Here is a 25,439-nt window from a genome sequence, read left to right as displayed (position 1 = left end):
AAAGCCCCGCATCGCTGCGGGGCTTCTTTCATGCTTGGGAGTGAACTTGCTTAGCGCGGCAGGGTCGTCGAGCCCATCAGCGCCTCGTCGATCGCACGTGCCGCCTGGCGGCCTTCGCGGATCGCCCAGACGACGAGCGATTGGCCGCGGCGCACGTCGCCGGCCGTCCAGAGCTTGTCGACTGAGGTCTTGTAGTCGCGCTCGTTGGCGACGACGTTGGTCGAGCCGCGGCGGTCGGTGTTGAGCGTCAGCTTGTCGCCGAGATCCTTGATCACGCTGTTGGTGAAGGGACCACTGAAACCGATGGCGATGAAGGCAAGATCCGCCTTGATGATGAACTCCGTGCCGGCGACCGGCTTGCGGCGATCATCCACCTGGCAGCACTTCACGCCGGTCAGGTTGCCGTCCTCGTCGCCGATGAACTCAAGGGTCGCCACCTGGAACTCGCGGATGGCGCCTTCGGCCTGGCTGGAAGAGGTGCGCATCTTCGTCGCCCAGAACGGCCAGACGGCGAGCTTGTCTTCCTTTTCCGGCGGCTGCGGACGGATGTCGAGCTGGGTCACCTTGACGGCGCCCTGGCGGAAAGCGGTGCCGACACAGTCGGACGCGGTATCACCACCGCCGACGACGACGATATGCTTGCCGCCGGCAAGGATCGGCTGCGACGGCCAGCCGACGCTGTCGATGTTCTCGCGGCCGACGCGGCGGTTCTGCTGGACGAGATAGGGCATCGCGTCATGCACGCCGGCGAACTGGACGCCGGGGATGCCCGCGTCGCGCGGGGTCTCGGAGCCGCCGCAGTAGAGCACGGCGTCATGCTCGTCGAGCAGGCGCTGCATCGGCACATCGACGCCGACATTGATGCCGCAATGGAAAGTGACCCCTTCGCCGCGCATCTGGTCGACGCGGCGATCGATGAAGTTCTTTTCCATCTTGAAGTCCGGGATGCCGTAGCGCAGCAGGCCGCCGGGCTTGGTCTCGCGTTCGTAGACGTAAACCTCGTGGCCGGCGCGGGCAAGCTGCTGGGCCGATGCCATGCCGGCAGGTCCCGAGCCGATGACCGCGACCTTCTTGCCGGTCTTGGTGACGGCCGGCTGCGGCACGATGTAGCCCATCTCATAGGCTTTGTCGGCGATCGCCTGCTCGACGGTCTTGATCGCCACCGGCGTGTCTTCGAGGTTCAGCGTGCAGGCTTCCTCGCACGGCGCCGGGCAGACGCGACCGGTGAATTCCGGGAAGTTGTTGGTCGAATGCAGGTTGCGGATCGCCTCGTCCCAGTTGCCGTTGTAGACGAGGTCGTTCCAGTCCGGGATCTGGTTGTGCACCGGGCAGCCGGTCGGGCCGTGGCAATAGGGGATGCCACAGTCCATGCAGCGTGCCGCCTGCTTCTGCACTTCCGGTTCTGACATCGGAATGGTGAATTCGCGAAAATGGCGGATGCGGTCGGACGCCGGCTGGTACTTTGCCACTTGCCGGTCGATCTCGAGAAATCCAGTTACCTTACCCATCGTTTCATCCTGAAAGCTTTGCGTCTGAACAGGCGCTTTTTGCGAGCGCGCGTGAGAGGCCCCCGAACCGATCTGCAATGAACCGGGAGCCTTGGTCACCGGGGCCTCCTATTCGGCCGCCTCTGCCATTTTCATGCGTTCCATATCCTCGAGCGCACGGCGGTATTCGACCGGCATGACCTTGCGGAATTTCGGCCGGTAATCCGTCCAATGGTCGAGGATCTCCTTCGCCCGGGGCGAACCCGTGTGGTGAAGGTGATTGGAGATGAGCTGATAAAGCCGCTCCTCGTCATGGCGCGTCATGTCGCCCGACACGTCGACCATGCCCTTGTGCATGATGTCGCCGCCGTGGTGATGCAGCTTCTCCAGCATGTCGTCCTCTTCCGGAACCGGCTGCAGCTCGACCATCGCCATGTTGCAGCGACGGGCGAAATCGCCTTCCTCGTCGAGCACATAGGCGACACCGCCCGACATGCCGGCCGCAAAGTTGCGGCCCGTTCCGCCGAGCACGACGACGACGCCGCCGGTCATGTATTCGCAGCCGTGGTCACCCACGCCCTCGACGACCGCGACAGCACCAGAGTTGCGCACGGCGAAACGTTCGCCGGCCACGCCGTTGAAGTAGCACTCGCCCGAGATCGCGCCGTAGAGCACGGTGTTGCCGACGATGATCGATTCTTGCGGAACGATCGTCGCATTTTCCGGCGGCCGGACGATGATGCGACCGCCCGAAAGACCCTTGCCGACATAGTCGTTACCGTCACCCACGAGATCGAAGGTGATGCCGCGTGCGAGGAACGCGCCGAAGGACTGGCCAGCCGTGCCCTTGAGGGTCACGTGGATGGTGTCGTCCTTCAGGCCCTTGTGGCCCCAGCGCTTGGCAAGCGCACCGGCAAGCATCGCGCCGGCCGAACGGTCGACGTTCTTGATCTCGGCTTCGATCTTGACCGGAGCCTTGGTTTCGAGCGCGACCGCCGCTTCCTTGATCAGCTTGCGATCGAGAACGTCGTCGATCGGGTGCTGCTGGCGGATCGTCCAGTAGGTCTCTTCCTTCTTGGCTTCCACCTTGTGGAAGATCTTCGAGAAGTCGAGGCCGTTGGCCTTCCAGTGCGCCAGCGCACCGTCCTTTTCGAGCAGTTCCGAAGCGCCGACGATGTCGTTGAGCTTCTTGACGCCGAGCGACGCCAGGATCTCGCGCACTTCCTCGGCGACGAAGAAGAAGTAGTTGATGACGTGCTCGGCCGTGCCCTTGAAGCGCTTGCGCAGCACCGGATCCTGGGTCGCAACGCCGACGGGACAGGTGTTCAGGTGGCACTTGCGCATCATGATGCAGCCGGCGGCGATCAGCGGGGCTGTCGCAAAGCCGAACTCGTCGGCGCCGAGCAGGGCGCCGATGATGACGTCGCGACCGGTCTTCAGACCACCGTCGACCTGAAGGGCAACACGCGAGCGCAGGCCGTTCAGCACCAGCGTCTGCTGGGTTTCGGCTAGGCCGATTTCCCAGGGACTGCCGGCGTGCTTCAGCGAGGTCAGCGGCGATGCGCCGGTGCCGCCGTCGAAACCGGCAACGGTGATGTGGTCGGCGCGCGCCTTGGCAACGCCTGCGGCAACCGTGCCGACGCCGACTTCCGAGACGAGCTTGACCGAGACATCCGCTTGCGGATTGACGTTCTTCAGATCGTAGATCAGCTGCGCCAGGTCTTCGATCGAATAGATGTCATGGTGCGGCGGCGGCGAAATCAGGCCGACGCCCGGGGTCGAATGGCGGGTCTTGGCAACCGTCGCATCGACCTTGTGGCCGGGCAGCTGGCCGCCTTCGCCGGGCTTGGCACCCTGCGCCACCTTGATCTGCAGCATGTCGGCATTGACCAGGTATTCGGTGGTCACGCCGAAGCGGCCCGACGCGATCTGCTTGATGGCCGAACGCTCGGGGTTCACGGAACCGTCGGGCAGCGGCAGGTAGCGGTCGCTTTCCTCACCACCCTCGCCGGTGTTCGACTTGCCGCCGATCCGGTTCATGGCAATCGCCAGCGTCGTATGCGCCTCGCGGCTGATCGAGCCGAAGGACATGGCGCCGGTAGAGAAGCGCTTGACGATGTCGGCAGCCGGCTCGACCTCGTCGACCGAGATCGGCTTGCGGCCGAGAGCCTCTGCACTCTTGATCGTGAACAGGCCACGGATCGTGTTCATGCGCAGCGCCGAAGTGTTCACCATCTCGGCGAACTCGCGGTAGCGGTCCTGGGCATTGCCGCGCACGGCGTGCTGCAGCGAGGCGATCGCGTCCGGCGTCCAGGCATGGCTTTCGCCGCGCATGCGGAAGGCATATTCGCCGCCGATGTCGAGCGTGTTGGCGAGAACCGGGTCGGCACCGAAGGCCGCCTTGTGGCGAGCAACGGTTTCAGCAGCGATCTCTTCGAGGCCGATGCCCTCGATCGTCGTCGCCGTGCCGAAGAAGAACTGGTTGACCAGCTTCGACGACAGGCCGATGGCGTCGAAGATCTGCGCACCGCAATAGGACTGGTAGGTCGAGATGCCCATCTTGGACATGACCTTGAGAATGCCCTTACCGACAGCCTTGATGTAGCGGTAGACGACCTCGCTGCCGTCGACTTCCTTGGGGAAGTCGCCACGCTTGTGCATGTCGGTCAGCGTGTCGAAGGCGAGATAGGGGTTGATCGCCTCGGCGCCGTAGCCGGCGAGCAGGCAGAAGTGGTGCACTTCGCGCGGTTCGCCGGATTCCAGCACGATGCCGACCGAGGTGCGCAGACCCTTGCGGATCAGATGGTGGTGTACCGCAGCGGTCGCAAGCAGCGCCGGGATCGCAACGCGATCCGGACCGACCTGACGGTCGGACAGCACGATGATGTTGTAGCCGCCCTTAACCGCCGCTTCCGCGCGCTCGCAGAGCCGGTCGAGCATTTCGGGCATGCCTTCGGCACCGCGCGAAATGTCATAGGTGAAGTCGAGCGTCTTGGTGTCGAAACGATCTTCGGTGTGGCCGATCGAGCGGATCTTTTCGAGATCGCCGTTGGTCAGGATCGGCTGGCGCACCTCAAGCCGCTTGGCATGCGCCATGCCTTCGTGGTCGAGGATGTTCGGACGCGGACCGATGAAGGAGACGAGGCTCATCACCAGCTCTTCACGGATCGGGTCGATCGGCGGGTTGGTGACCTGCGCGAAGTTCTGCTTGAAATAGGTGTAGAGCAGCTTGCGCTTGTCCGACATCGCCGAGATCGGCGTGTCGGTGCCCATTGAGCCGATCGCTTCCTGGCCGGTCGTCGCCATCGGCGACATCAGGATCTTGGTGTCTTCGAGCGTGTAGCCGAAGGCCTGCTGGCGGTCGATCAAGGAGACGTCGCGGCGCAGCGCACGCGGCTCCACCGGCTTCAGTTCCTCAAGGATCAGCTGGGTGTCTTCAAGCCACTTGCTGTAGGGGTGCTTCTGGGCGAGCGACGACTTCACCTCCTCGTCGGAGATGATGCGGCCCTGCTCCATGTCGATCAGCAGCATCTTGCCCGGCTGCAAGCGCCACTTCTTGACGATCTTGCCCTCGTCGACCGGCAGCACGCCGGCTTCCGATGCGAGGATAACGCGATCGTCAGAGGTGACGATGTAGCGGGCCGGACGCAGACCGTTGCGGTCGAGCGTCGCGCCGATCTGGCGACCGTCGGTAAAGGCGACCGCGGCCGGTCCGTCCCACGGCTCCATCAGCGCTGCGTGGTACTCGTAGAACGCCTTTCGCTCAGGCGACATCAACTGGTTGCCGGCCCATGCCTCGGGGATCAGCATCATGACGGCATGCGACAGCGAGTAGCCGCCCTGGACCAGGAACTCGAGTGCATTGTCGAAGCAGGCGGTGTCCGACTGGCCCTCGTAGGAGATCGGCCAGAGCTTGGAGATGTCGTCGCCGAAGAGCGGCGAGGAGACCGAAGCCTGGCGCGCCGCCATCCAGTTGACGTTGCCGCGCAGCGTGTTGATTTCACCGTTGTGCGCGACCATGCGGTACGGGTGCGCCAGCTTCCATGACGGGAAAGTGTTGGTCGAGAAGCGCTGATGGACGAGCGCCACCGCACTTTCGAACCGCGGATCGGCCAGGTCCTTATAATAGGCGCCGACCTGATAGGCGAGGAACATGCCCTTGTAGACGATCGTCGAGGACGACAGCGACACCGGGTAGAAGTTGCTCTCCTCGCCCTTGTATTCGTCATAGATGCGGTTGGAGATCACCTTGCGCAGCGTAAAGAGACGGCGCTCGAACTCCGGGTTCGTGGCGGCGTCACGGCCGGCGCCGATGAAGATCTGGACATGGCGCGGCTCGGTCGCGGCGATCTCGGGCGCCTTCGACAGCGACGAATTGTCGACCGGCACATCGCGGTAACCGATGAGCACCTGGCCCTCTTCCGTGACGACGTCCTTGATCACCTGCTTGAAGTGTTCGACGAGCGCATCGTCCTGCGGCATGAAGATGTGGCCGACGGCATATTCGCCGGCCTTCGGCAGGGTGATGCCTTGCTTGGCCATTTCCTCGCGGAAGAAGCGGTCGGGAATCTGCACGAGGATGCCCGCACCGTCGCCCATCAGCGGGTCGGCGCCGACGGCACCGCGGTGCGTCAGGTTTTCGAGCATGAAGAGGCCGTCGCGCACGATCTGGTGCGACTTCTGGCCCTTCATATGGGCGACGAAGCCGACGCCGCAGGCGTCATGTTCGTTGCGCGGATCGTAGAGCCCCTGTTTTCGCGGCAGGCCAGTCGGGAATGCGGGCGTTTTTTCAGCCGTCGCAACGCTGTGTGCGAGGTTGAGCCCAGATTGCTGTGATGGCGAATGATCCGTCATCGTTTTCCCTCCTGTTGAACCCGGCACCGCCGGGCATGGCACCGCCCGCGCATGACTCTTCGTTGCGCGCAAAGGCACGCCGAAAAGCCGGGGCACTCATCGTCTCATGATCCTGATCAGGTCGCAAATAAGCACGGCATCATCAGGCACTGATGTCTGCGACCATCCTGACGGCGGGCGATAACAACCGGATGAAATCCGGTTAATCCTCCCGCTTCGCACGCCGTCTGCCACTTTTTTAGGCACTCACGGCGATTGTTCCGGTCCCTAGACCGAAATAGGACAGCAAACCTGTCCTATTTCATGTGCTCTATGCCAGAAACCACCCCCCTCCGCAAGAGGCATATCAGCAAATAATGGAGAAGATTTTGCCGAACATTGCCGGAAATTTCCGGCTTTTATAATTTAATTACGGCATATCGTCGTTTTCTTCATTTTGGTTTCAAACTGGTCTCCTGTTGGCCTTTCGGCCTCTCACCGTGATTGATCCGGCTATAAACTCGGCTAAGGTCGGCAAAAGCCGTCGAAATGACGGTGAAACAGGGTGAGAAGTGATGATTTTTTCGTCTGATAACTGGGCTGGCGCCCATCCCGCGATCGCCGAAAGCCTGATGGCGCATGCCGGCGGCTACGCATCGGCCTATGGCACCAGCGAGCTCGACCGGAAGGTGGAAAAGAAGTTCGCGGAGATTTTCGAAAGGGAGGTCGCCGTCTTCTTCGTCGGCACCGGTACGGCCGCCAATTCGCTGGCCCTGGCGACGGCCAACCGCGCCGGCGGTGTCGCCTTCTGCCATCGCGAGGCCCATGTCATCGCCGACGAATGCGGCGCGCCCGAGTTCTTTTCGCATGGCGCCCGCCTGAAACCCGTCGACGGACCGCGGGGTAAGATGGAGGCCTCCCGCCTTGAAGCCGAGATCCGCCGCTTCCCGCTCGACAACGTCCACGGCGGCCAGCCCAGTGCGGTATCGCTGACGCAGGCGACGGAAAGCGGCACGGTCTATTCGCTCGCTGAGATCGAGGCGATCTCGGCCGTCGCCAAGGGACACAAGCTGCCGCTGCACATGGATGGTGCGCGCCTCGCCAACGCGCTGGTCAGCCTCGACGTAACGCCCGCCGAAATGACCTGGAAGCGCGGCGTCGACATCGTCTCCTTCGGCGGCACCAAGAACGGCTGCTGGTGCGCCGAGGCGCTGGTGCTGTTCGACCTCTCCAAGGCGCATGAGATGCACTTCCTGCGCAAGCGCTCCGCCCAGCTTTTCTCCAAGTCGCGTTTCGTCTCGGCGCAGTTCGACGCCTATTTCGCAGGCGATCTCTGGCTGAACCTCGCCCGTCACGCCAACGCCATGGCCACACGTCTGGCCGAGGGCATCGCCGCCTCAAAGACGAGCCGGCTTGCCTGGGCGGCCGATGCCAACGAGGTCTTCGCCATCATCAGCAAGGATGTGGCGGCGAAGCTCAGGCAGGATGGCGCCGTCTTCTACGACTGGCCAGTGCCGCATGACCTCGAGGGCAAGCTTGCCAAGAACGAGGGCCTCTATCGCCTCGTCACCAGCTTTGCGACCAAGGCCGAGGACGTCGACCGCTTCGTCGCCGGCTGCTGAACCCTTCCCTCAACCCTGCGCTTGCAGGGTCCTCAGATTGGCGAGGATTTCGACCGAGAGTGCTGCACTCAGCTTTCGGTCGACGCCCTTGCTCGGCACCAGCACGAATTCCACGTCTTCGAGCGGCGGCAGGAGGCCGGCGGGGATTTCCTTCAGCCCTGACGGCACCATGCTGCGCGGCTGCACGAGCACGCCCATGCCGGCACGGGCCGCCGCCGTCAGGCCGCTAAGGCTGCCGCAGGTGCATACGATCCGCCACGGCAGACGGTGACGGTCGAGCACTTCGAGCGCGACGCTGCGGGTGATGCTCGGCGGTGGAAAGGCGATCAGCGGCAGCACCTTGTCGCGCTTGATCCTTTCGGGATCGCGCGCCAGCCACACCAGCGGTTCGCGATAGACGAGCTCGCCCCTGAGGTCGCCGAGCCTGCGCTTGGCAAGCACGAGGTCTATCTCGCCATTGTCCTGCATCTGGTAGAGCACGCCGCTCAAGGCGACCGTCAGTTCGAGGTCGACCGACGGGTGGGCGCGCACGAAATCTTCGAGCACCGCCGGCAGCCGGCTCATGACGAAATCCTCGGAGACGCCAAGCCGCAAGCGTCCGCGCAGGCTGCTTTCGGCAAACAGCGCCCGCACCTCGCCGTCGATCGCCAACATCGAGCGTGCGTGCGCAAGCAGCGCCTGCCCGTCCGCCGTCAGCGAAACGCGGTGCGTGTCCCGAGCGACAAGCGTGCGCCCGAGCGAAGCCTCGAGCCGCTGGATATGCTGGCTGACCGTCGATTGCCCGAGCGACAGTTTTTCCGCTGCAAGCGTGAAGCTGCCCATCTGTTCGAGAGCGACGAAACTGCGCAACTGCACGAGATCCAACATGGCTCATCTCATTTCGTGATAACTGTTATTCCTTGCATCCTGCTTCACAATGAGCGATCCCCGCAAGACGTTCGTTAACGAGCAAGTGAGCTGAGATGCGCCGCTACCTTCCCGATACCTTCACGATCCTGCTTCTGGCGACGGTGCTGCTTGCATCCGTCCTGCCGATCCATGGCGAGGCAACCGAGTGGTTCGGACTGGCGACGAAGGTGGCCGTCGGCATGGTCTTCTTCCTGCACGGCGCGCGCCTGTCGCGCGACGTGGTGATCGCCGGCATCCTGCATTGGCGGCTGCACCTCACGATCCTTGCCTCGACCTTCGTGCTCTTCCCGCTGATCGGCCTTGCGATCGGTTTTGTGCCGGAATCGATCCTGCCGCAGTCGCTTTACACCGGCATTCTTTTCCTCTGCGTGCTGCCCTCGACGGTGCAGTCGTCGATCGCCTTCACCTCCATGGCCGGCGGCAACGTACCGGCAGCGATCTGCTCGGCGTCGGCCTCCAACATTTTCGGCATGTTCCTGACGCCGCTGCTCGTCGGGTTGCTGTTTTCCGCCGGCGGCCATGGCACCGTCACGCTCGACGCGGTCAAGCAGATCCTGCTGCAGCTGCTCGCTCCCTTCGTCATCGGCCAGATGCTGCAGCCCTTGATCGGCAACTGGATCCGCGCCCGCAAGGGACTGTTGGCGCCGGTCGATCGCGGCTCGATCCTGATGGTCGTCTACCTCGCCTTCAGCCAGGCGGTGACGTCGGGCCTGTGGCAAACGTTCTCGCTGACCGATCTCGGTGTGCTCGTCGTCATCGAAATCGTCATGCTGGCGCTTGTGCTCGCCGTCACCATGTACGGCAGCCGCCTGCTCGGTTTCGACAAGGCCGACGAGATTGCCATCACCTTCTGCGGCTCGAAGAAGAGTCTGGCGAGCGGCGTGCCGATGGCAAGCGCCATCTTCGCCGGCCAGAACATCGGCGCGATCGTGCTGCCGGTCATGCTCTTCCACCAGATCCAACTGATGGCCTGCGCGGTGATCGCGCAGCGCTACGCAGCGAGGAAAGCGGCAACCTCCGCGGTGCCGGTGCCGGCCCAGACCTGATCCAGCCCTGATTGATCCGAGAACAAAAAACGGCGCCCTGACGGACGCCGTTCTTTGTGGGAGGCCTGTTTCGTGCCCTGGTCGGGCAAGATATTTAGAGGGTCTGAGCCTCGATCTGCTTCGGCTGCGACGCGACCGACGCGATCTCGATCCGGCGGGGCTTGGCGGCTTCCGGGATCTCGCGGGTAAGATCGATATGCAGCAAGCCATTCTTCAGCGAAGCGGACTTGATCTCCACGTGATCGGCGAGCTGGAAGCGGCGCTCGAAGGCGCGCTTGGCAATGCCGCGATGGAGAAACTGGCTTTCTTCGCCCTTGTCCTCGGCCTTTTCGCCCTTGACCGTCAGCGTGTGTTCACGCGCCTCGATCGAAAGCTCGCTCTCGTCGAAACCGGCAACGGCCATGGTGATGCGGTAGGCGTTTTCGCCGGTGCGCTCGATGTTGTAGGGCGGATAGGTCTGGGCTTCACCCGGCTGGCCGAGGCTGTCGAGCATGGTGAACAGGCGGTCGAAACCAACGGTGGAACGGTAAAGGGGGGAGAAATCGAAGTGACGCATGGTGTCCTCCTTGGAGCAACGTTTGCGATGTCTGGTCGGCCACCCCATTCTGGCAGTGGCAGGACCGGTGAACGGACCCGTCTTCGGCGCCCGTGACCCTGATTTGGGGAGGCGATTTGACGACTTCAAGACGCCCCCGTCGACGATTTTTCCCCGAACCCGTTTTCGTGAACCCGACATGAACGCCGGCTTCGGCTGCCGTTCAGCCCGGCGGGACTAAAACGAAATCCTGGGCAGCAACGCCCAGGCTGAAGTGACATGTCCCTTCCCCTTCAGCGGCCGGAAACGGTGATCGTCCGGATTTCACCCACCGTTTCCGGCTTTTTTCTTTGACGGCGAAGACCCTGCCGCCTATCCCTTGATGCTATCGATCAACACGCTTTCACCTCCGGCCTCGACCCCATGACCTCGATCCTCCACGCGACACCGGACAATCCGATCCCGGACAATCATGTCGCTGGCTTTTTCGATGGCATCGGCGGCCGCAAGATCCGCTATGCGATCTTCAAGACGAAGCAGCCGGTGGCGCGCGGCACGGTCGTGCTGCTGCAGGGCCGCAACGAATCAATCGAGAAGTATTTCGAGACCATTTCCGACCTGACCGCAGCCGGCCTCTGGGTCGCTACCTTCGACTGGCGTGGCCAGGCAGGCTCCGAGCGGCTGATGGCGCACCCCGGACGCGGTTATGTCGATCACTTCTCCGATTACGAGCGCGATCTCAGCACCTTCCTCGAACAGATCGTGCTGCCCGATACCCGCCTGCCCTTCTCGATCGTCGCCCATTCCATGGGCGCGCTCGTCGCCTTGTCGCTCGCACCGATGCTGGCAAGCCGCATCGACCGGCTGGTGGTGCTGGCCCCCTTCGTCGGCCTTGGCGGCCAGGCGCTCGGCGAAAAGAGCATAGCGACGGTTGCGACCTTCATGCGCCTGGTCGGCCTCGGTGCCCTGCCGGCACATCCCGACAAGGGCAACCGTCCCTTCGAAAACAACGTGCTGACAGCGGACCGCCGCCGTTACGCCCGCAACATCGCGCTGACCGACGCGCATCCGGAACTGAGGCTCGGGCCCCCGACGGCGCGCTGGCTGAGCGAGGCTTTCCACGCCATGCGCCGGATCCTCCGCCGCGAACATCTGACCCGCATCACCTTGCCGACGATCATCCTGGCACCGACGGCCGATCGCCTGGTGCCCCATGTCGCCGTCGAATGGCTGGCGCGCAATTTCCGCGCCGCCCAGATGATCCCGATCGATGGCGCCCGCCATGAACTGCTGCACGAGGCGGACCGCTATCGCGCCCAGGCGATGGCGGCGATCCTCGCCTTCGTCATCCCCGAAGAAGGCGACGCGCGCGAAACCACCGCCGCCTGAAGCCAGCGCGCGCGCGCCCGACAACGCCGCTCGCCCTATCGGACGTACGAAGGTCTCTGTAACACTTTGATTTTACGGATGTCTGCACCCGTTGCGCGAGGCGCAGGGTGCATCAGCCCTTCAGGATTTCCAGCGCCTGCGCGTGCAGTTCGGCATTGCCGGCCGCAATGATCTCGCCGCCCATTTCCGCTGGGCCGCCCTGCCAGTTGGTGACGATACCTCCAGCCTGCTCGATCAGCGGAATGAGCCCGCCGACATCATAGGGTTTCAGCCCGCATTCGATCACCAGATCGACATGGCCGGCAGCCAGAAGCGCAAAGGCGTAGCAATCGCAGCCATAGCGGAACAGCCGCACCTTGCTTTGTACCGCCTCATAGCGGGTCTTGAGATCGCCGGAATACAGATGCGGAGAGGTGGTGAAAAGCACCGCGTCGTCGAGAGATTTGCAGGCGCGCGTCGAAAGCACCTGCTCGCCACCCGGTCCACGGTAGATCGATTTCGTGCCGTCGGCGAAGTAGCGCTCGCCGGTGAAAGGCTGGTCCATCAGGCCCATGACCGCATCGCCATTGCGATAGAGGCCCACCAGCGTGCCCCAGACCGGCAGGCCGGAAATGAAGGCGCGCGTGCCGTCGATCGGGTCAATGACCCAGACATATTCGCGGTCGAGACCGACATTGCCGTGCTCTTCGCCAAGAATGCCGTGCTCCGGAAAATGCGCCTCGATCAGCGCACGGATCGCCGCTTCAGCCGATTGGTCCGCTTCCGTCACCGGATCGAAGCCGCTTTCGAGCTTGTTGACGACGCTGGTCCCGATCCGAAAGCGCGGCAGGGTTTCCGCCTTGGCGGCATCTGCAAGACGATCGAAGAAGGCGCGGTCAGGCAACATGGCGATCTCTCTGAAAAACATGGAGGAAGGTACGTCCTGAATAGACGAAAATTGTCGAAAGGCAAACGACCGAGCACGCTCATCTGCGGGCGTCTACGGCGCCAGCACGGGAGCCTTTCGCACTGCACCACGGTCGCTTTGCGCTTCAAACGCGACTTTGGCAAATTCAATCGGTTGATTCGCCATTTTCGGCTGAAAAACTTTTGACGCGACGCAAAAGTTTTCACCGGCAAACTTGACATTTGTGCAGTGCAATAATATGGTTCTCCTACAGTCACCTGTGACTGTAAATACCCTCCTTGGGTGTTTCCTCCCTAGACTTGACCGCGCCGTTGGCGCGGTTTTTTTTGAACCTCCCCGACAGAAGTACCAAGCGCCGCCAGCACCTTGCTGGACGTCACCCTTGTCTGTTCTTCCTGGTTTCTAGGAAAGGCTACTCGGCCGCCAGCGGCAGATAAGCGCCGTAGTCTTCGACGTGGCGGGCAAGCGAGCCGATGAAGGTCGTGAGGTCGGCAACCAGCGCGCCGAAGCCCGGTTTGCGCACCAGCGTCGCCTCGTCGACATAGAGTGCCCGGTTGATCTCGATCTGCAGCGCGTGCAGCCCACGCGTCGGCCGACCGTAATGCTCGGTAATGAAGCCGCCGGCATAGGGCTTGTTGCGCACGACACTGTAGCCGAGTTGCTGCAGCAGATCGACGGCAGCACGCGAAAGCTCGCCGGCAGCACTGGTGCCGTATCGATCGCCGATGATGAAATCCGGTCTCTGGGCGCTGCCCGGCAGATGCACGTTCCCCGGCATCGAATGGCAATCGATCAGCACCGACAGGCCGAACTGCACATGCGTGCGGGCGATCAGCTTGCGCAAGGTGGCGTGATAGGGCTTGTAGATCGTCTCGATGCGCATCAGCGCATCCTCGACCGGGAACCGCCCGCGATAGATCTCCATGTTCTCGGCCACCAGCCGCGGGATCGTTCCGAGCCCGCCTGCAACGCGCATCGAGCTGATGTTGGCATGGGGCGGCAGCGACCCCTCGAACATGCGCGGATCGAGCTCGTAGGGCTCGCGGTTGACGTCGAGGAAGGCGCGCGGGAAATGCGCAAGCAGCATCGGCGCGCCGAGGAACGTCGCGTTCTGGAACAGCTCGTCGACATAGTGGTCTTCCGACCGACGAATCGAAAGCGCATCGAGCCTGGACTGGTCTAGGAAACTCTGGGGATAGGACCGGCCGCTATGCGGCGAATTGAACACAAAGGGAATGCGCTGGATTGGAGGTTCAAGGACCTCGAACAGTTCCCTCTCCGCAATTTCCCCCATCTGAACCCTTTTTTACCATATGCGGTACTTGCAATTGTCATCATGTTGCCAGTTGGCCCGCTCTGTGTCCATAGTGGCCAATCACAGCACCAAGGGGAATTGACGTCCCCCGTTCACGAGATATTTACCGCGTTGCGGTTTGGATAAAACGCCGCAATCTACGCGCAATGAACTGAATTAAAGAGAAGCACGGCCGATTCATGACTGCGAAAATCCTTCTTGCCGAAGACGACAACGACATGCGCCGATTCCTGGTGAAGGCGCTGGAAAAGGCCGGCTACAAGGTCATGTCCTATGACAATGGCGCCAGCGCCTATGACCGGCTTCGCGAAGAGCCCTTCTCGCTGCTCTTGACCGACATCGTCATGCCCGAGATGGACGGGATCGAACTGGCGCGGCGCGCCACCGAACTCGACCCGGACCTCAAGGTCATGTTCATCACCGGCTTTGCCGCGGTTGCCCTCAACCCGGACTCCAAGGCGCCGAAGGATGCCAAGGTGCTCTCCAAGCCTTTCCACCTGCGCGACCTCGTGGACGAGGTCAACAAGATGCTGGCTGCTGCCTGATCAGGACAGTTTTCCACAGGCGCGCCGTTCCGCGACTGTAAAGAATGCGACTTCGGACCGACCGCCGCGATCCACAGGGATCTCCGGCGGTCTTTTCGTTTCAATACCTTAGCGGAAACCCAACAAATCCGGGCTCTTGCCGGTGTCGCATCGACGCCGTTCCCGTGGGGAAAATCATTGCCTCTAAATTTCTGTCAAAAAACCTTCTAAAACCCTATTGACGCGACAACGGCTTTTGTGGTCTATGCGCCACATCGGATGGGCGTGTAGCTCAGCGGGAGAGCACTACGTTGACATCGTAGGGGTCACAAGTTCGATCCTTGTCACGCCCACCATTCGAATTCAAAAGGCCTTTCGAGACATCGAAAGGCCTTTTCTCGTTTCCCCTATTTCGTCCCCCTTCAGCTTGCGCATTCGCAAAGGCGTCGATCGAAGCGCTGCCCACCACGTTGCCCACAGCCGGCGCTCAGACTTTGGTCCGACAGAGGACGGCAAAGGTCCGGGGCGCATTGTCGAATCGGCTTCGCGGTGACTTGATGCCGATGCGCCCGGAAGCAAGCCCGCCTCCTGGACGCAACCGGTCCCAGGGCGATGCCCCGTAGCCCCAATACGCCGCTCTGGGACCCCGTTTTTCCTCAACATGACTGACACCGCCTGCTGTCGCGGCCACCCGAGCCAAGGGGCGGTCGTCCGTCACGAAAATTTGTGGCTTGCGTCATGGAAGGCACGTCTTGTCGCCCTAATTTCGGGCTGCAATCTCAACGCTTTGCCAAGCGCCAAGCGCAAGGCTGAGCAAGCCACCGAACAGACGACGGGCAGCATCCTCGCACACCTCTCCAGGGACGAGTGCGCTGCCGAACCGAGCACCTCTCCATTCGAGCGAAAGGAACGGACCATGCCGGCAGTCAAGAATATCGTGCTTGTACACGGCGCCTGGGGCGATGCCTCCCATTGGCGCCACGTGATCCCGCCGCTGCACGCCAAGGGCTACAGAATCGCGGCGGTGCAAAATCCGCTGACCTCGCTTGCCGACGATGTCGAGCGCACCCGCAAGCTGGCGGAATCGCTGGACGGTCCGACTCTGCTCGTCGGCCATTCCTATGGCGGCGCGGTGATCAGCGGCGCCGGCCACGCGTCCAACGTCGTCGGTCTGGTCTATGTCGCCGCTTTCGCGCCGGATGAGGGCGACAGCCTCGGCAGCATCTTCGCAAGGCGTGATCCGCCGTCCGGCGCCGCCAGCATCCGCCCCGACAAAGACGGCTTCCTCTGGCTGGCGCAGGATACGTTCCGTGAGAGTTTCGGCCAGGATCTGAGCGAGACCGAAGCTTTGGTCATGGCGGTCGCGCAGAAACCGATCGCCGGGCGTTGCTTCGAGGACAAGGCAGGGGCTCCCGCCTGGAAGACGAAGCCCAGCTGGTACCAGGTCTCGCGCCACGACCACATGATTCCGCCGGAAACTGAACAATGGATGGCCGAGCGCATCAAGGCGAAGAAGATCATCACGCTCGATGCCAGCCACGCCTCCCTTGCCTCGCACGCCAAGGAAATCGTGGCGCTGATCGACGAGGCGATCGCTTCGCTCGGCTGAATGTCCCGAAGCGCAGCGTCCCGACAAGAGAAACCCCGTCGGCTCCGAGCCGACGGTGTTCCTTCTGTCTCATTGGACCTCAGGCATAGGCGCCGCGCTGGCGCTGTCGCGTGGCCCTCGGCCCGCGCGAAAACGTATCGAGATCGATCGCCGCCCCTTCCGGCGCCCGGCACACCTCCTCCGGATGCCGGTCGCTCGCCTCGACGGCGAAATGGATCGCGGCGCTCTCATTGGTAAAGAGGCCGCCGACGAGGCCCTTGCGGTCGGATACGACCCACCAGCCGTGCCGGTCGCGGCCGACGACGAAACGCGCCCGCGCCAGGAAACCACGGCGGATCTGCTGCATACTGCCCATGATCGAACAATCCTTGTTGAGGAAAAGACGGCTTAACCGGCGATCCACGGCAGTGCGGCCTGAATGCCGTAGGCAAGGCCGAGCACGATGGCGAGCCGGATGCCGATGCCGAGAAAGGCATCGCGAACGGCGCTGTCCCTAGGCGGAAGGTGCTCGGCGCGCTCGCTGTTTTCGATGCGCCGGCGCCCAGCGGCGCGCGCAGCAAGATGGGGAAAACGGGACATGGTCTTTCCTTTCGGGTGAGATGGATGCGGACGGCGGGAGCCGCCGCGGCAATCGGGCATGCGGGATCCGGGTGAGGACGAACCGTCAGCCAGCGAGCGCGATGCGCACCCCGCGGCCGATCTGGGTGGAGGCTGGAAGCTCGGTCAGCGGTTCGAGCGCCGCGCGGATCTCGGCCGCCGTCTCCGGCGCCACCTGCGTCAGCGGCAGACGCACCTCCGGGCTGAGCGCCCGCACCAGGTGCAATGCGTATTTCACAGGTCCGGGATTGGTCTCGCGCTCCAGCGCCGTGAGCAGCGGCCGCTGGCGCTCATGAAGGGCGAGCGCCGCTGCGACATTTCCGGTCGCGACGGCCTGATGCATGGCGACCACCAGCCGCGGCACGACATTGGACGCCACCGAGATGGTGCCGTGACCGCCGCTAAGATTGAACGGCAGCGCCGTCTGGTCGTGACCCGAGAGCTGCTTGAGCCTGGCCTTCAGGGCCGGCGGCGAAGACAGGAAGCGGCCGATGTCGCCGGTGGCGTCCTTGATGCCGACGACATTTTGAAGCTCCGCCAGCCGCTCGATCGTCCGTGGGGCGAGATCGACCCCGGTGCGCGAGGGCACGTTGTAGATGATGACGGGAAGATCTACCGCTCGGGCGACCGCCTCGAAGTGGCGATAGAGCCCCTCCTGCGACGGCTTGCTGTAGTAGGGCGCAACGACGAGCGCCGCATCCGCACCGAGGGCCTTGGCTTCCGCCGTCAGTTCAATCGTCGTCGCAGTACTGTTGGTGCCGGTTCCGGCGATAACCGGGATCTTGCGTTCCGCCACCTCGACGCAACGTTCGATCACCATGGCCCGTTCCGCCCGCGACAGCGTCGGCGCCTCACCGGTGGTGCCGCAGGCGACAATGCCGGAAATGCCGTGTCGGATCTGCCATTCCACGAGCGACATCAGGCCGACGACATCAACCTTGCCGTCCCGGAACGGCGTGACGAGCGCCGTGATCGCGCCTTCGAGGCGCAGCGAATGCATGTTCATGGAAATATCCTTCAGGTGGGAAGTTGGCCACGGCCGGCAGCAGCCGCAAGCTGATGGCCGCGGCAGGAGCGCAGGAAGGCGCCAAGGATCGCCGCGGCAAGGTCGGCATGCCGTGCCTTGAAGGTGATGCGGCCGGCTCCGGGTGGCTGATAGCGCAGCGCGCAGGTCCACAGCCCGAACTCGTGACTGAGCGTTCGAAGGCACAGTTTCGGCTCGGTCGCCGACGTCAGGTGAATGACGGCATCGACCAGTGCATCGGCAGCCATCAGTTCACGGAACCGGCGCGACGGCCATTCTCCAGCCGCCAGATCCGGCATGTCCGCGATCACCCGCACGGCTTCCCAGACATGGTGCTCGCGCAGGCGGCGAACGGCGGTCAGTCGAAGCATCAGCGCATCGAGCGCTTGCGCAACCGTTTCGCCACCGGTCAGCTCCTGGTCCACATCGACCTTACGCAGGGCCGGAAGAATATGACGACGGATCTTGAAATCCTGAAGAGACATGGCACGCATCCCTATTCGATGCGGCAAGGCTAGACCCGGCAGGCGTCCGGTTTCGATTGCGACTTCCGGCGCCCGGCATAAGATTTCCGTAAAGCGCTTAAGTGGGTGTTGTGGAAGACGCCGGCCGCGGTCTAGATTTGGTTTCCGAACAGGCGAAAGCCCGGCGCGACAGCGCGCGCGGCGTCGAAATAATCTGACGCAAAAGATGACGCGCACGCAATTTTGCGCTAGGTAGCCCATTCGGTGGCGATCAGGGATCGCCATTCCCGAGCAATACCCCTTGTCCGTGAAGGAACATGCCATGCCTGCCTATCGCTCACGTACCACCACCCACGGCCGTAACATGGCCGGCGCCCGCGGCCTCTGGCGCGCGACGGGCATGAAGGACAGCGATTTTGGCAAGCCGATTATTGCGGTGGTGAACTCGTTCACCCAGTTCGTGCCGGGCCACGTGCACCTCAAGGATCTTGGCCAGCTTGTTGCCCGCGAGATCGAGGCTGCCGGCGGCGTCGCCAAGGAATTCAACACCATCGCCGTCGACGACGGTATCGCCATGGGCCACGACGGCATGCTCTATTCGTTGCCCTCGCGCGAGATCATCGCCGATAGCGTCGAGTACATGGTCAACGCGCACTGCGCCGACGCCATGGTCTGCATCTCGAACTGCGACAAGATCACCCCCGGCATGCTGATGGCGGCGCTCCGCCTCAACATTCCCGCCGTCTTCGTTTCCGGCGGCCCGATGGAAGCAGGCAAGGTTGTGCTCCACGGCAAGACGCACGCACTCGACCTGGTCGACGCCATGGTCGCCGCAGCCGACGACAATGTTTCCGATGAAGACGTCAAGGTTATCGAGCGCTCCGCCTGCCCTACCTGCGGCTCCTGCTCCGGCATGTTCACGGCCAACTCGATGAACTGTCTGACCGAAGCCCTCGGCCTGTCGCTGCCCGGCAACGGCTCGACGCTCGCCACCCACGCCGACCGCAAGCGCCTGTTCGTCGAAGCCGGCCACCTGATCGTCGACATCACCCGCCGCCACTACGAGCAGGACGACAACAGCGTCCTGCCGCGCAATGTCGCCTCGAAGAAGGCGTTTGAAAACGCCATGGCGCTCGATATCGCCATGGGAGGCTCGACCAACACCGTGCTGCACATTCTCGCCGCCGCCCATGAGGGCGAGGTCGATTTCACCATGGCGGACATCGACCGCCTGTCGCGCAAGGTTCCGTGCCTGTCGAAGGTCGCTCCGGCGAAAAGCGACGTGCACATGGAAGACGTGCACCGCGCCGGCGGTATCATGTCGATCCTCGGCGAACTGGAAAAGGGCGGCCTCATCAACCGCGATTGCCCGACGGTGCACAGCGCCACGATCGGCGACGCCATCGACCGCTGGGACATCACCCGCACGTCGAGCGAAACGGTCCGCAATTTCTTCCGTGCAGCACCGGGCGGCATCCCGACCCAGGTCGCCTTCAGCCAGGAAGCCCGCTGGGACGAGCTCGACACCGACCGCGAAAAGGGCGTCATCCGCTCGGTCGAACATCCCTTCTCCAAGGATGGCGGCCTCGCCGTCCTCAAGGGCAACATCGCCATCGACGGCTGCATCGTGAAGACCGCGGGCGTCGACGAGAGCATCCTGAAATTCTCGGGCCCTGCCCGGGTATTCGAAAGCCAGGACGCGTCGGTCAAGGCGATCCTTGCCAACGAGATCAAGGCCGGCGACGTCGTCGTCATCCGCTATGAAGGCCCGAAGGGCGGCCCGGGCATGCAGGAAATGCTCTATCCGACGAGCTACCTGAAATCGAAGGGCCTCGGCAAAGCCTGCGCGCTGATCACCGACGGCCGCTTCTCCGGCGGCACCTCGGGCCTGTCGATCGGCCACGTTTCGCCGGAAGCGGCCAATGGCGGCACGATCGGCCTGGTGCGCGAGGGCGACATGATCGATATCGACATCCCGAACCGCACGATCAGCCTGCGCGTCGACGAGGCGGAACTTGCCAAGCGCCGTACCGAGCAGGACGCCCAGGGCTGGAAGCCGACCGAACAGCGCAAGCGCAAGGTGACGACGGCGCTGAAGGCCTATGCGGCTTTCGCCACCTCCGCCGACCGTGGCGCCGTGCGCGACCTCGGCGAGCACTGACCAGCCACGTTCTGGCAGCGCTCGAGAGGCGCAAGAAACAACGAAGGGCTCCCGCGCGGCGGGGGCCCTTTTCTTTGATCTCGTCCTAGGGATAGGCCCGGCTTTGCCGGACAGGAACCATCTGTTATTTTAGTTTACCCTAAAATCACACAGGTGGATCATGGCGGACGAGTCTGGATTGCTCGGCACCTGGAAGATGCTTTCCTGGACGCGCGAGGTCGTCGCCACTGGCGAGGTCAGCGATGCCATGGGTCCTGACCCCATCGGTTATCTCTCGTATTTTCCGGATGGCCGGATGACTGCCGTCGTGGTGAAGCGCGATCGGCCACAGCTCAAAGGGCTCGTGCCCTCTCACAACGAAAAAGCGGCACTGTTTGATTCCATGCTCGCCTATTCCGGCTCCTATTCGCTCAAGGACGGCCGGATCATCCATCATGTCGAGGCAAGCTGGAACCCGGCCTGGGGCGTCTCCGACCTGATCCGCCCCTTTGCCCTGCAAGGCGACAAGCTGGTGATCTACGGCGCGCCGGGCGTGGACCCGGCAACCGGCGAGGAGGTCATCTACCACCTCGAATTTCGCAAGATGTGACCAGCTTGGCCACGGGCGTCAGAGATGACGCGTCTCGGCCGGCGCGTGGAACCAGTTGTTGTTGCGCCCGTCCATGTATTGCACCGGTGCTTCGGCCAGCACCGCCGGGTCGAGATCGTCGAGGCAGGCGACGTTGACGGAATAGTAGGCGCCGCCGATCTCCTCGATGTAGCCGTGACCGAAGGCGGCAACGCCGCAGGTCCTGCAGAAGCGGTGATGCACGCTGTTGCTGCCGAACTGGTAGTCGGCGATGTTGGCTTCGTCGCACTGCAGCCGGAAGGCGTCGGGCTTCACGACCACCCCCCAGTAGCGCCGCTTCCAGCAAATCGAGCAGTTGCATTTGCCGGTGCCGGCATCGAGGTCGATATCGGCCTCATAGCGGATGTTTCCGCAATGGCAGCTTCCTTTGTAGGTCAGTTTCATAGCTGTCGCTCCCGCTGGTGGGCCCGTCAGCCCCCATATTGCCGCCCACCCGGCAGGCGATATGCCTGCCGGGTGAAGCTCATGCAATGCAAGTGCCATATTGACAACATATTGTCAATTAAGAACCGAATCCCGGCACGCGTCAGAGATGACGGACTTCGGCGGGTGTTTGATCCCATCGGTCGTTCCGGCCATCCAGATATTGCACCGACACCTCGGCAAGTACCGATGGATCGATATCATCCAGCGTGGCAACATTGACGCTGTAATAGGCGCCGCCGAGTTCCTCGACATAACCGTGGCTATAGGAGGCGATGCCGCAGGCTGGGCAGAAACGGTGATTGCCAACCTTAGCGCCGAATTGATACCGGCCAACCTGATCTTCCGGCGACAGGAGGCGAAAATCTTCCGGCTGGACCTGCGCACCCCAGTAGCGGGCTTTGCCGCAGAACGAGCAATTGCATCGCGTCGTCCCGGCATCGAGATCGAAAGTCGCCTCGTATCTGAGCTTGCCGCAATGGCAACCGCCGCTGTAAGTCCTTCTCGCCATGCTCTCATCTCCCTTGCTAAAATGACTTGCCGAAACAACTGCATCATGACAACATGATGTCATATAAACATTCACACGACGCTGGTGCTGTCAACATGAAAGATCCTGATCGGACACCCGCCGGAGACGCCTTTGCGGAGTTCGCCATATCGGTATTACGGCTGGCGGGGCCCCTGACCCAGGCCGGCGATGCGCTCGCCAAACCTTCCGGACAAACGAGCGCCCGCTGGCAGGTGCTGGCCGCGGCAAACCATGCGCCGATGTCGGTGGCCGATGCGGCACGCGCGCTCGGCCTTGCGCGCCAGGGCGTGCAGCGCATCGCCGATCTCCTGGAGGCCGAAGGGCTGATCGCCTACAGGGGCAACCCGACCCACCAGAGGGCGAAGCTCATGGTCCTGACCGCGGCGGGAGATACAGCGCTGCACGATATCAAGGAGCGGCAGGCGGCCTGGGCGGATGGCCTGGGCGGCGCGCTCGGCGAAAGGCGGCTACGCCAGGCTTCCGCCTTGATCGCCGAGGTGATCGAGGTACTCAGGGAACGCCCCACGCCAGAGCGGTCCGAGGACTGACCGACTGCCGGTCAGGCCAGCCTTAGGAGATCCGCACGCAGGCGGTCCGGACCACCGTCCCCGAACACCGGATCGAGCGCCTCATGGAGGTCCCGCCAGATCGGCACGGCGCGCGCCAGCAGCCCCTGCCCCTCCAGCGTCAGCCGCAATCGGCGCGACCGCCGGTCGTCGGCATCCGGGAAGCTTTCGACCAGGCCGCGCCGTTCCAGCGGCTTCAGCGCCGCCGTCAAGGTCGTCCGGTCCATGGCGAGAAGCGATGCCACCGAGCCCATATTGGGCGCTACCGGGCGGTTGAGCGACATCAGCAGAGAGAACTGTCCGTTGGTGATATCGAGCGGGCGCAGCCCCTCGTCGAACCGGCGGGCAAGGGCGCGCGCGGCACGCTGCACATGCAGGCAGAGGCAGGTGTCCTTCACATGCAGGGTGGTATCGAACGAAACGAGCGGCATCTTTGACATGGCCGATTAATGTTGATATCAACGTAAATAGTCAAGTGCAACGTTGGAAGGAGGAACGGGCATGAGACAGGACCACGCAGTGGTATCGCCTGGAGAGTGGCTGAAGGCGCGCAGAGACCTACTTGCGCTGGAAAAGGAACACACCCACGCACGCGACAAGGTCAATGCCGCCCGGCTGGCCTTGCCCTGGGTGAAGATGGAAAAGACCTACGTCTTCGATACGCCGGCGGGCCGCAGATCACTCTCCGAGCTTTTCGACGGCCGCAGCCAGCTCATGGTCTATCATTTCATGTTCGGCCCCACCTGGGAGGCCGGCTGCCCCGGCTGCTCCTTCCTGGTCGATCACTTCGCCGGCATGCTGCCGCACCTCAACCATCACGACGTCACGCTGATCGCCACATCGAACGCGCCGCTGGTCAAAATCGAAGCCTACAAGAAACGCATGGACTGGCATTTCCCCTGGGTCTCGGCGCAAGGCAACGGCTTCAACCATGACTTCCACGTGGCCTTTTCGGCAGACGAACTCGCCAGTGGTAAGGTCGGTTACAATTTCACCGACATCGAAAGCGCCAATGCGCATGAGGAACTGCCCGGTCTCAGCGCCTTTCAGAAGAGCGAGGACGGCACGGTCTACCACACCTATTCGTCCTATGCCCGAGGGCTCGAGGAACTGGTGGGCACACTGATGCTGCTCGACCGCGCGCCGAAGGGCCGCAACGAAGACGGTACGATGGACTTCGTCCGGCGCCACGACGAATACGACAAGGAGCCGGGCCGCAAGGCAGGCTGACCTTCGCATCCGCCGCGGGCGGAACTTTTCGCCCGCGAAATCGTTTTGAGAACGCTCGCGTGCCGGGCCGCTTGCCTGTGCCCGCACGTGCCCAACAAGGAAATCCCGTGAGAGCAGAACCGGAAGAACCGCACCGCTGGCTTGAGCAATTGCTGGGCGACTGGCAGGTTCGCACAGCCGGATCCGATGGCGAGCCCGACGGCAGCGGCCCCTGGACCGAACATGTCCGGTCCCTCGAAGGCCTTTGGATCGTCTGCGAAGGTCAGGGAACGATGCCGGGTGGCAGTTTCGGCCAGACTTTGATGACGCTCGGCTTCAATCCGCAGACCGGGCGTTACGTCGGCACCTGGATCGGATCGATGATGAAGCACATGTGGATCTATGACGGCGAACTGGACGCGGCCGGCACGTCCCTCTCCCTCTCCTGCGAAGGGCCGGATTTCGAGACCCCCGACCGGACCGCGCGCTACCGTGACGTCATCACGCTTGACGGTCCATCCCGGCGGCTACTGACGGCGCAAATGCAGACAGCGGACGGACGCTGGAAAGATTTGATGACCGCGGAGTACCTGCGCCGGGATTGAAAGCGATGCTGGCGGCCGCCCTTCGGCTTTGCGGTCACACATCCCGTCAGGCTGCCCCTGCGACAGTTCATTCGAACAGGCAACCAAGCGGCGCGAAATACGCCGCGCCAAGGCAATCGGAGGAAGGCAATGGCAGATCACGGCAAATTCGTTTGGTACGAGCTGATGACAACCGACATGGCGGCCGCCGAACGGTTCTACAAGGACGTCGTCGGGTGGAATGCCGCCGATTCCGGCATGGCCGGCATCAGCTACACCCTGTTCAACGTCGGCGAGATTCCGGTGGCCGGCCTGATGACCATGCCGGAAGGCGCGCTTGAAATGAACGTGCCGCCCGCCTGGCTCGGTTATATCGGCGTCGACGATGTCGATGCGACCGCCGCCAGCATCGCCGCCAAGGGCGGCAAGGTGCACCGGGCGCCGGACGATATCCCCGGCATCGGGCGTTTCGCCGTCGTCACCGACCCGCACGGCGCGGTGTTCTCGGTCTTCAAGGGGACGGGCGATCCACCGCCGGTCACCGACCCGATGGCCCCCGGATTGATCGGCTGGCACGAGCTTGCCTCCGGCGACCTCGACACTGCCTTTCCCTTCTATTCCGAGCTCTTCGGCTGGACCAAGGACCAGGGCATGGACATGGGCGAGATGGGCATCTACCAGATCTTCGCCCATGGCGGCGCCCCGATCGGCGGGATGATGACCAAGCCGAAGGAAGTGCCCGCGCCCTATTGGCTCTACTATATCAACGTGCCGGCCATCGATGCCGCCATCGAACGCATCAAGGCTGGCGGCGGCAAGATCGTGCTGGAGCCGATGGAAGTCCCGGGAGGTGCCTGGATTGTTCAGGCGCTCGACCCGCAAGGCGCCCTTTTCGCACTGGTCGGGCCGAGGCGCTGAGACTGTTGCATGTCTCCTTAAATCTTCCTCGATTTAAGGCAAAAGACACGCAGCAGATCAAAGTGCCACGGCGACATTTGAGGGTTTGATGGGACGCGAGGCACTCCAGGCGCAGCACAGATCACGTTGCCGCGAAGAGTTACAGAAGTAAATCACG

General features: G+C 63.0%; 24 protein-coding genes and 1 tRNA gene. 12 read left to right on the top strand and 13 right to left on the bottom strand.

The features are described 5' to 3' along the window. Nucleotides 1-50 precede the first annotated feature (50 nt). Together JVX98_RS25095 and gltB are read right to left on the bottom strand one after the other, a co-directional pair. Nucleotides 51-1,508: a glutamate synthase subunit beta gene (locus tag JVX98_RS25095; RefSeq protein ID WP_205237793.1), complete on the bottom strand. Its 1,458-nt coding sequence runs from the start codon at nt 1,506-1,508 to the stop codon at nt 51-53. A gap of 108 nt (nt 1,509-1,616) precedes the next feature. Next, entirely contained in the window at nt 1,617-6,341 is a 4,725-nt protein-coding gene (gene gltB / locus JVX98_RS25090; protein ID WP_192450746.1) for a glutamate synthase large subunit, read from the bottom strand. Nucleotides 6,342-6,895: 554 nt separating this feature from the next. Here gltB and JVX98_RS25085 point away from each other — a divergent pair. Beyond that, a complete protein-coding gene (locus tag JVX98_RS25085; RefSeq protein ID WP_205237791.1) occupies nt 6,896-7,942 on the top strand; it encodes a low specificity L-threonine aldolase in 1,047 nt (348 codons plus the stop codon). A 9-nt stretch (nt 7,943-7,951) separates the two neighbouring features. Here the strand turns inward: JVX98_RS25085 and JVX98_RS25080 are convergent, their stop codons facing one another. Beyond that, nucleotides 7,952-8,809 (bottom strand): LysR substrate-binding domain-containing protein, encoded by an 858-nt coding sequence (locus tag JVX98_RS25080; RefSeq protein WP_205237789.1) that lies wholly within the window; start codon nt 8,807-8,809, stop codon nt 7,952-7,954. 95 nt (nt 8,810-8,904) lie between these two features. Between JVX98_RS25080 and JVX98_RS25075 the strand changes: the two genes are divergently transcribed. Next, complete coding sequence (locus JVX98_RS25075) at nt 8,905-9,897, top strand: bile acid:sodium symporter family protein (protein WP_205237787.1); 993 nt, start codon at nt 8,905-8,907, stop codon at nt 9,895-9,897. Nucleotides 9,898-9,991: 94 nt separating this feature from the next. On the opposite strand, the gene JVX98_RS25070 is transcribed toward JVX98_RS25075, so the two are convergent. After that, entirely contained in the window at nt 9,992-10,453 is a 462-nt protein-coding gene (locus JVX98_RS25070) for an Hsp20 family protein (RefSeq protein WP_034786801.1), read from the bottom strand. A 402-nt stretch (nt 10,454-10,855) separates the two neighbouring features. Between JVX98_RS25070 and JVX98_RS25065 the strand changes: the two genes are divergently transcribed. Beyond that, nucleotides 10,856-11,821, top strand: a complete 966-nt coding sequence (locus tag JVX98_RS25065) for an alpha/beta fold hydrolase (protein WP_205237785.1) — start codon at nt 10,856-10,858, stop codon at nt 11,819-11,821. 112 nt (nt 11,822-11,933) lie between these two features. Here the strand turns inward: JVX98_RS25065 and hisN are convergent, their stop codons facing one another. Both hisN and JVX98_RS25055 read right to left on the bottom strand, forming a co-directional pair. After that, on the bottom strand, nt 11,934-12,707 hold the full coding sequence (hisN, locus tag JVX98_RS25060) for a histidinol-phosphatase (RefSeq protein ID WP_205239523.1): 774 nt from the start codon (nt 12,705-12,707) through the stop codon (nt 11,934-11,936). A gap of 433 nt (nt 12,708-13,140) precedes the next feature. After that, nucleotides 13,141-14,022: an N-formylglutamate amidohydrolase gene (locus tag JVX98_RS25055; protein WP_205237782.1), complete on the bottom strand. Its 882-nt coding sequence runs from the start codon at nt 14,020-14,022 to the stop codon at nt 13,141-13,143. A 200-nt stretch (nt 14,023-14,222) separates the two neighbouring features. Between JVX98_RS25055 and cpdR1 the strand changes: the two genes are divergently transcribed. The 3 genes from cpdR1 to JVX98_RS25040 all read left to right on the top strand — a co-directional run bounded on the left by cpdR1 (nt 14,223) and on the right by JVX98_RS25040 (nt 16,176). Then, entirely contained in the window at nt 14,223-14,588 is a 366-nt protein-coding gene (cpdR1, locus tag JVX98_RS25050) for a response regulator CpdR1 (protein WP_034786813.1), read from the top strand. 260 nt (nt 14,589-14,848) lie between these two features. Then, nucleotides 14,849-14,923, top strand: a tRNA-Val gene (locus tag JVX98_RS25045). A 560-nt stretch (nt 14,924-15,483) separates the two neighbouring features. Next, complete coding sequence (locus tag JVX98_RS25040) at nt 15,484-16,176, top strand: alpha/beta fold hydrolase (protein WP_192450752.1); 693 nt, start codon at nt 15,484-15,486, stop codon at nt 16,174-16,176. Nucleotides 16,177-16,255: 79 nt separating this feature from the next. Here JVX98_RS25040 and JVX98_RS25035 read toward each other — a convergent pair whose 3' ends face one another. The 4 genes from JVX98_RS25035 to JVX98_RS25020 all read right to left on the bottom strand — a co-directional run bounded on the left by JVX98_RS25035 (nt 16,256) and on the right by JVX98_RS25020 (nt 18,282). Beyond that, entirely contained in the window at nt 16,256-16,531 is a 276-nt protein-coding gene (locus JVX98_RS25035; RefSeq protein WP_192450753.1) for a hypothetical protein, read from the bottom strand. Between the two features lie 32 nt (nt 16,532-16,563). Continuing rightward, on the bottom strand, nt 16,564-16,755 hold the full coding sequence (locus JVX98_RS25030) for a hypothetical protein (RefSeq protein WP_205237780.1): 192 nt from the start codon (nt 16,753-16,755) through the stop codon (nt 16,564-16,566). 85 nt (nt 16,756-16,840) lie between these two features. Beyond that, complete coding sequence (gene dapA, locus JVX98_RS25025; protein WP_205237778.1) at nt 16,841-17,779, bottom strand: 4-hydroxy-tetrahydrodipicolinate synthase; 939 nt, start codon at nt 17,777-17,779, stop codon at nt 16,841-16,843. An 11-nt stretch (nt 17,780-17,790) separates the two neighbouring features. Further along, complete coding sequence (locus tag JVX98_RS25020) at nt 17,791-18,282, bottom strand: hypothetical protein (protein WP_205237776.1); 492 nt, start codon at nt 18,280-18,282, stop codon at nt 17,791-17,793. A gap of 301 nt (nt 18,283-18,583) precedes the next feature. On the opposite strand from JVX98_RS25020, the gene ilvD reads away from it, so the two are divergent. Together ilvD and JVX98_RS25010 are read left to right on the top strand one after the other, a co-directional pair. Next, nucleotides 18,584-20,422 carry a dihydroxy-acid dehydratase gene (ilvD, locus tag JVX98_RS25015; RefSeq protein WP_205237774.1) on the top strand — a complete coding sequence of 613 codons (1,839 nt, stop codon included), beginning with the start codon at nt 18,584-18,586 and terminating at the stop codon, nt 20,420-20,422. A gap of 160 nt (nt 20,423-20,582) precedes the next feature. After that, a complete protein-coding gene (locus tag JVX98_RS25010) occupies nt 20,583-21,011 on the top strand; it encodes a lipocalin-like domain-containing protein (RefSeq protein WP_205237773.1) in 429 nt (142 codons plus the stop codon). Nucleotides 21,012-21,029: 18 nt separating this feature from the next. Here JVX98_RS25010 and JVX98_RS25005 read toward each other — a convergent pair whose 3' ends face one another. Together JVX98_RS25005 and JVX98_RS25000 are read right to left on the bottom strand one after the other, a co-directional pair. After that, nucleotides 21,030-21,434 (bottom strand): GFA family protein, encoded by a 405-nt coding sequence (locus JVX98_RS25005; protein WP_043610686.1) that lies wholly within the window; start codon nt 21,432-21,434, stop codon nt 21,030-21,032. A gap of 142 nt (nt 21,435-21,576) precedes the next feature. Next, nucleotides 21,577-21,984, bottom strand: coding sequence for a GFA family protein (locus JVX98_RS25000; RefSeq protein ID WP_192450759.1), 408 nt, complete (start codon nt 21,982-21,984; stop codon nt 21,577-21,579). Nucleotides 21,985-22,079: 95 nt separating this feature from the next. Between JVX98_RS25000 and JVX98_RS24995 the strand changes: the two genes are divergently transcribed. After that, nucleotides 22,080-22,553: a MarR family winged helix-turn-helix transcriptional regulator gene (locus JVX98_RS24995; protein WP_205237771.1), complete on the top strand. Its 474-nt coding sequence runs from the start codon at nt 22,080-22,082 to the stop codon at nt 22,551-22,553. Nucleotides 22,554-22,564: 11 nt separating this feature from the next. On the opposite strand, the gene JVX98_RS24990 is transcribed toward JVX98_RS24995, so the two are convergent. Beyond that, the gene (locus JVX98_RS24990; protein WP_192450761.1) at nt 22,565-23,011 is read right to left on the bottom strand and encodes a MarR family winged helix-turn-helix transcriptional regulator; all 447 of its coding nucleotides are present in this window, start codon (nt 23,009-23,011) and stop codon (nt 22,565-22,567) included. 61 nt (nt 23,012-23,072) lie between these two features. On the opposite strand from JVX98_RS24990, the gene JVX98_RS24985 reads away from it, so the two are divergent. From JVX98_RS24985 to JVX98_RS24975, 3 genes are all read left to right on the top strand, one after another. After that, nucleotides 23,073-23,801, top strand: coding sequence for a thioredoxin family protein (locus tag JVX98_RS24985; protein WP_192450762.1), 729 nt, complete (start codon nt 23,073-23,075; stop codon nt 23,799-23,801). 107 nt (nt 23,802-23,908) lie between these two features. After that, complete coding sequence (locus tag JVX98_RS24980) at nt 23,909-24,385, top strand: DUF1579 domain-containing protein (protein WP_205237770.1); 477 nt, start codon at nt 23,909-23,911, stop codon at nt 24,383-24,385. A 129-nt stretch (nt 24,386-24,514) separates the two neighbouring features. Beyond that, nucleotides 24,515-25,282 (top strand): VOC family protein, encoded by a 768-nt coding sequence (locus tag JVX98_RS24975; RefSeq protein WP_205237769.1) that lies wholly within the window; start codon nt 24,515-24,517, stop codon nt 25,280-25,282. Nucleotides 25,283-25,439 lie beyond the last annotated feature (157 nt).

It is taken from the genome of Ensifer sp. PDNC004 (assembly GCF_016919405.1).
Classification (GTDB): Bacteria; Pseudomonadota; Alphaproteobacteria; order Rhizobiales; family Rhizobiaceae; genus Ensifer.
Note: the sequence above shows the minus strand (reverse complement) of the source record. Positions and strands in the feature narration are given on the sequence as shown.

What these genes read in the sequence shown, in the direction of transcription:
- hisN (WP_205239523.1), bottom strand. Translation starts at nt 12,707, where the DNA reads ATGTTGCCTGACCGCGCCTTCTTCGATCGTCTTGCAGATGCCGCCAAG.
- JVX98_RS24985 (WP_192450762.1), top strand. Translation starts at nt 23,073, where the DNA reads ATGAGACAGGACCACGCAGTGGTATCGCCTGGAGAGTGGCTGAAGGCG.
- JVX98_RS25035 (WP_192450753.1), bottom strand. Translation starts at nt 16,531, where the DNA reads ATGGGCAGTATGCAGCAGATCCGCCGTGGTTTCCTGGCGCGGGCGCGT.
- JVX98_RS25005 (WP_043610686.1), bottom strand. Translation starts at nt 21,434, where the DNA reads ATGAAACTGACCTACAAAGGAAGCTGCCATTGCGGAAACATCCGCTAT.
- JVX98_RS25055 (WP_205237782.1), bottom strand. Translation starts at nt 14,022, where the DNA reads ATGGGGGAAATTGCGGAGAGGGAACTGTTCGAGGTCCTTGAACCTCCA.
- JVX98_RS25075 (WP_205237787.1), top strand. Translation starts at nt 8,905, where the DNA reads ATGCGCCGCTACCTTCCCGATACCTTCACGATCCTGCTTCTGGCGACG.
- JVX98_RS25065 (WP_205237785.1), top strand. Translation starts at nt 10,856, where the DNA reads ATGACCTCGATCCTCCACGCGACACCGGACAATCCGATCCCGGACAAT.
- dapA (WP_205237778.1), bottom strand. Translation starts at nt 17,779, where the DNA reads ATGAACATGCATTCGCTGCGCCTCGAAGGCGCGATCACGGCGCTCGTC.
- JVX98_RS25070 (WP_034786801.1), bottom strand. Translation starts at nt 10,453, where the DNA reads ATGCGTCACTTCGATTTCTCCCCCCTTTACCGTTCCACCGTTGGTTTC.
- JVX98_RS25030 (WP_205237780.1), bottom strand. Translation starts at nt 16,755, where the DNA reads ATGTCCCGTTTTCCCCATCTTGCTGCGCGCGCCGCTGGGCGCCGGCGC.
- JVX98_RS25000 (WP_192450759.1), bottom strand. Translation starts at nt 21,984, where the DNA reads ATGGCGAGAAGGACTTACAGCGGCGGTTGCCATTGCGGCAAGCTCAGA.
- cpdR1 (WP_034786813.1), top strand. Translation starts at nt 14,223, where the DNA reads ATGACTGCGAAAATCCTTCTTGCCGAAGACGACAACGACATGCGCCGA.
- JVX98_RS24995 (WP_205237771.1), top strand. Translation starts at nt 22,080, where the DNA reads ATGAAAGATCCTGATCGGACACCCGCCGGAGACGCCTTTGCGGAGTTC.
- ilvD (WP_205237774.1), top strand. Translation starts at nt 18,584, where the DNA reads ATGCCTGCCTATCGCTCACGTACCACCACCCACGGCCGTAACATGGCC.
- JVX98_RS24990 (WP_192450761.1), bottom strand. Translation starts at nt 23,011, where the DNA reads ATGTCAAAGATGCCGCTCGTTTCGTTCGATACCACCCTGCATGTGAAG.
- gltB (WP_192450746.1), bottom strand. Translation starts at nt 6,341, where the DNA reads ATGACGGATCATTCGCCATCACAGCAATCTGGGCTCAACCTCGCACAC.
- JVX98_RS25020 (WP_205237776.1), bottom strand. Translation starts at nt 18,282, where the DNA reads ATGTCTCTTCAGGATTTCAAGATCCGTCGTCATATTCTTCCGGCCCTG.
- JVX98_RS25040 (WP_192450752.1), top strand. Translation starts at nt 15,484, where the DNA reads ATGCCGGCAGTCAAGAATATCGTGCTTGTACACGGCGCCTGGGGCGAT.
- JVX98_RS25080 (WP_205237789.1), bottom strand. Translation starts at nt 8,809, where the DNA reads ATGTTGGATCTCGTGCAGTTGCGCAGTTTCGTCGCTCTCGAACAGATG.
- JVX98_RS24975 (WP_205237769.1), top strand. Translation starts at nt 24,515, where the DNA reads ATGGCAGATCACGGCAAATTCGTTTGGTACGAGCTGATGACAACCGAC.
- JVX98_RS25010 (WP_205237773.1), top strand. Translation starts at nt 20,583, where the DNA reads ATGGCGGACGAGTCTGGATTGCTCGGCACCTGGAAGATGCTTTCCTGG.
- JVX98_RS25095 (WP_205237793.1), bottom strand. Translation starts at nt 1,508, where the DNA reads ATGGGTAAGGTAACTGGATTTCTCGAGATCGACCGGCAAGTGGCAAAG.
- JVX98_RS25085 (WP_205237791.1), top strand. Translation starts at nt 6,896, where the DNA reads ATGATTTTTTCGTCTGATAACTGGGCTGGCGCCCATCCCGCGATCGCC.